The following is a 3866-nucleotide window of genomic DNA, read 5'->3' on the forward strand; positions in this document are numbered from 1 at the left end:
TTTTGGCTATTACCGCTTTTTATAAAACTTATTACTTTTTTACGTAAATCTATACTATATGCTCGCATTTTTTGCTTCATATTATCATATAATTTACGCTACCTCAAGCTAATTTAGTATAGATATAGCAGAAGTCAGAACAGCTGAAGGTAAGTTATATTTGTATGTAGCAATTGATAGAACATCTAAATTTTCTTATGCAGAGCTACATAAAAGCCAGACTAAGATGATTGCCGCAGAGTTTTTACGTAACCTTATTAAAGCTGTACCTTATAAAATAGACCTCTTTCGAAACTCGCTCATGATGAGCAAATGCGAGGAGTATACGAAGCACAGAGCCGCAGCGTACATGAAGTACGTGAGGACTCGAGCATCGACAGCGTCGCCACAGTTGCCATCAGGAGTAGAGCTAGGAAAGAGGTCTATTTTATAAGGTATTGACAGATAATGGAATTCAATTTACCAATCACGATCATCATAAAAATACTTTTACTCATATATTTGAGCGTGTTTACAATGAGCATCAGATAGAGCATAGAAAGACTAAGATCAAGCATCCTTGGACTAATGGGTAGGTAGAGCGAATGAACAGAACTCTCAAAGAAACAACTGCAAACAATTTCCATTATGTACCTCATGATGAGCTGAAACAGCATCTGCATGCTTATTTGATGGCTTATAACTTCGCTAAACGACTTAAAGCTATCAAAGGTAAAACTCCTTGGCAATTTATTTTAAATCAGTGGACAATTCATCCTGAATACTTTATACTTAATCCTAACCATTTCTTACTGGGACTAAACACTTCTTCAGCTTCAGAGAGTACTGTTGATTTTATCTTCTTAGGACCCATCGGAAGGTCTTTCGTATCTTCTCTTTTTCTCCACTTGATGATTGTTTTTGGGTTAACATTAAATCTTTTAGCCGCTTTCTCTATGCTCTCTTTACTATCACGGATCTCTCTACGGATTGCCTCCGTTGTTCTGGCATTCGCGTGTAATATTTGTCCCATAAGATTTTTCTCCATAAATTATTCTCTTCATAATATACACCATTATTCTTTGGGATCGAACATCGAGATTTATGAAATGCAGCATTATCCATAATCACTACTTAACCAGCTTTTAGTTCTTTGATTAGAAATTTCTCTAGCCAGGCCTCAATTAATTGTGTATTACACGAACCATTAAATACCATTGGTGCTATTGATGTATGATTAACATAACCAGCTATAATGTTTGTTCTTTGATAGTATTTGCCGTTCTTTTTCCCCAGTAGCTTCTCCAACCTTGTTTTTACAAATACTCATCAATACCGCTTATCATCTATATACACAAGACCTTGAGTTGGTATACCCCCTATTCTTTGTTTATATTGCTCACGTTTTTCTTCGCAAGCTTCTACATAGGTAAAATCTTTTTTTTATAGATATATCCCAGTTTTTTTAACCAATAATGTGCGCCTGCTGCACTCATATTAAAATCCTTTCTTGCCACCAACTTTTTAGATAAATAATTACCCTCTGTTTTATATCTTGCGACTTAGTACCGGACACATAGTTGCTTAAGCTTTGAATTTAAAGGATTGTTAGACATAATAGATCTGAGGAAAAAATCAAAAATTTCGATGAATTTTGATCGCATTAATATTTTTCTTAAAAAAGTAGGTCCATATGAAAATATAGAAAATAACCTACGATTATGATTTTTAATTTTAATTGGTTTTACTAAATTTTTTATTACCCCAAATTTTACAGCAAATACAAATCCAATTGTTAAAACTGCAAGCAATTTTGCTAATCTTTCAAGATCTTTGATGTGAGTATCTTACATATTAAAACCTTGCGTTTTCAATGCCTTAAACATCGATTCAATACTCCATCTTTTCTTATAAAGAAGCACTGCTTTTTTACTTGAAAAACACTCGGGATAGGCAAGTATAACATAATCTCCCTTGATTTTTTTCATAGTGATTTTAATTTTTGATTTATGAATTAATTGCGGTTTATTCAGGCTAACCCACATATCTTCTTTAAATTGATTAATATGATTAATAATTGATTTAATTTGCACTTTACCAAGATTTGCTCCTCTAACTTTCGTATTACATTTTATCCGGAATACAAAATTAATATTATTATTTGTAAGAAATTCAATTCATTCCTGGTCAAAAAATTCTCTACCCCCCAGAATTGCCTCTATTTTTCCAATCCCAAAACATTTGATAAATTTGCTGACCAGCTCTATACGGTCTGAAGCTTTCGAGTTGCCACCATTATTATCTAGCATCTTAAAAAAGATCGGAATTGCTATGTTTTCATATGAAAGCGCTAGAAATAATACATTTATTTTTTGTTTGCCAAACTCCCAATTTGTCCGATCTATTACTAACAAATATTTGTCTAAATTTAAGATATCCACTACCAACGCTGCAACTTCGACTGCATCTATTAGCTGATCTTTAAAAAATCTGTAAATTCTTTTAATTACTGAATCTTGCTTTGCGTCACTTATTATACCCTCTGCTATTTTAGGAATTTGTACGTTCTGGGTCTTAAAAAGTGATAAAATTATCATCTCCAATAATTCGACTCTTGATTTATTCCATCGAAAGTGTTTTGATAACATTTGGCGTAGAGTGGTATTGTATAACATAAACATCCTTAATTAGCGTTAAAAATGTATATGTTTAACTGCTTTTCTACCTTTACGCTACTACTTTTTTACCTAACTGTCCGGTACTAAGGGCCTAAGGTTCAATTTAATCTCCGCTATTTACAATATGGAATTACAAAAATGATAGTTTCCGAAGAGGTCTATTGTTTTCTTTTGAAGTAATAAGCCTGATTTCAGTAGACCTCTTGCATAACCTAAAAATGAAAGAGGGATTTTTAGGAAAAATGATGTTGAGTACCGCGGCATACTCTAGTATATGAGGAGCGCAAAGGAGTTTTGACAACAAAATTACCCCACGGAATAGGTTATGCAAGAGGTCTAATAAAGCCTATGCGTTCCGTTGGCTCGTGGAGATTTTTATACAAGACTGGAAGTCTCACGAAGGATGGTATCAGCTGGCTATGCAAAGAGGAATGGATGACTCAGAACGTGGCGTCATCATCAGCCTTTTAGTGACCATGCGCTTCATTTTCATGAAGATCAATTGGCTTTGTATAAAAAATAAAGAATCTGCAGCAACTGTCAGCTCCCTACGGGAAAAAGTTATGATGGAATCATTGACGTCTTTTATTGACAATATTGTTAGAAGTGATGATCCGAAAGCAATCTTTGATACTTACTCAGCTAAAATATCTGAACTTTTTCAGCTAAAATGCTCAATCAAACATATGCGTGGTATTGACATGGAAAAATTTGCGCTAATAAGTTCAGAACTTTTTAAAAAAAACTTGATGGGACCGTTGTAAGATGAGATTTTAGAAAATTTTGTATTTTGTAGTTAAAATTTTTGTTTGAGTGATTTTATAAGGATTTTGCTATTAAAAACTGCATAGTTTTTTAGTCAAATCAGAAATTAATCTCATTTTTAGCTGTTTTAGTTTTGTTATAAGCCTAAATAGATGTATTTTTACCTGTTTTATGCAACAAGGACGGTTAAACGCTTTAAATTAAAACAGATTGCATTCATAAATTCAGCAAATTGATTTTTTGCTATTCCTACATATCGCAGTCGTTTATTATTCTGAGCAAACACCCTTTCGAAAGGAGATCTAATGTAAGTATAATAGCGCTCGAGATCAAAATTCTTTTCCTTCATATTGTTTTTCTTAATAGCACATAGATGAACTCCCTTACGAGCCGCTGCTATCCTGGCGGGAGCAACGCAATAACCTTTGTCAGCATATGTAGCTC

The 3866-nt window shown here is 33.4% G+C and carries 6 protein-coding genes and 4 pseudogenes; 4 read left to right on the plus strand and 6 right to left on the minus strand.

Annotated elements, in window-relative coordinates; translation table 11 throughout:
* Window positions 1-112 precede the first annotated feature (112 nt).
* The 3 genes and pseudogenes from Sarmat_RS06035 to Sarmat_RS07480 form a co-directional block, all read left to right on the plus strand.
* Window positions 113-277: pseudogene (locus tag Sarmat_RS06035) on the plus strand (IS481 family transposase); the annotation flags it as partial.
* A 24-nt stretch (window positions 278-301) separates the two neighbouring features.
* Entirely contained in the window at window positions 302-433 is a 132-nt protein-coding gene (locus tag Sarmat_RS07165) for a hypothetical protein (protein ID WP_279611772.1), read from the plus strand.
* Window positions 429-710 (plus strand): annotated as a pseudogene (locus Sarmat_RS07480) (integrase core domain-containing protein); the annotation flags it as partial. The gene Sarmat_RS07165 and the pseudogene Sarmat_RS07480, both read left to right, overlap by 5 nt.
* A 95-nt stretch (window positions 711-805) precedes the next feature.
* On the opposite strand, the pseudogene Sarmat_RS06040 reads toward Sarmat_RS07480, so the two are convergent.
* From Sarmat_RS06040 to Sarmat_RS06060, 5 genes and pseudogenes are all read right to left on the minus strand, one after another.
* Window positions 806-1012: pseudogene (locus Sarmat_RS06040) on the minus strand (IS481 family transposase); the annotation flags it as partial.
* Between the two features lie 101 nt (window positions 1013-1113).
* A complete protein-coding gene (locus Sarmat_RS06045) occupies window positions 1114-1287 on the minus strand; it encodes a hypothetical protein (RefSeq protein ID WP_202149876.1) in 174 nt (57 codons plus the stop codon).
* Between the two features lie 539 nt (window positions 1288-1826).
* Entirely contained in the window at window positions 1827-2156 is a 330-nt protein-coding gene (locus Sarmat_RS06050) for a transposase (protein ID WP_202149881.1), read from the minus strand.
* The gene (locus Sarmat_RS06055) at window positions 2157-2627 is read right to left on the minus strand and encodes a hypothetical protein (protein WP_202149877.1); all 471 of its coding nucleotides are present in this window, start codon (window positions 2625-2627) and stop codon (window positions 2157-2159) included.
* A gap of 160 nt (window positions 2628-2787) precedes the next feature.
* Window positions 2788-2988 carry a hypothetical protein gene (locus Sarmat_RS06060; RefSeq protein ID WP_202149878.1) on the minus strand — a complete coding sequence of 67 codons (201 nt, stop codon included), beginning with the start codon at window positions 2986-2988 and terminating at the stop codon, window positions 2788-2790.
* A gap of 88 nt (window positions 2989-3076) precedes the next feature.
* Here Sarmat_RS06060 and Sarmat_RS06065 point away from each other — a divergent pair, with 88 nt between their 5' ends.
* A complete protein-coding gene (locus Sarmat_RS06065) occupies window positions 3077-3421 on the plus strand; it encodes a hypothetical protein (RefSeq protein ID WP_202149879.1) in 345 nt (114 codons plus the stop codon).
* A gap of 170 nt (window positions 3422-3591) precedes the next feature.
* Here the strand turns inward: Sarmat_RS06065 and Sarmat_RS06070 are convergent.
* Window positions 3592-3866: pseudogene (locus Sarmat_RS06070) on the minus strand (hypothetical protein); the annotation flags it as partial.

The sequence above is a fragment of the Candidatus Sarmatiella mevalonica genome, from assembly GCF_016751895.1.
Lineage (GTDB): Bacteria > Pseudomonadota > Alphaproteobacteria > Rickettsiales > Rickettsiaceae > Sarmatiella > Sarmatiella mevalonica.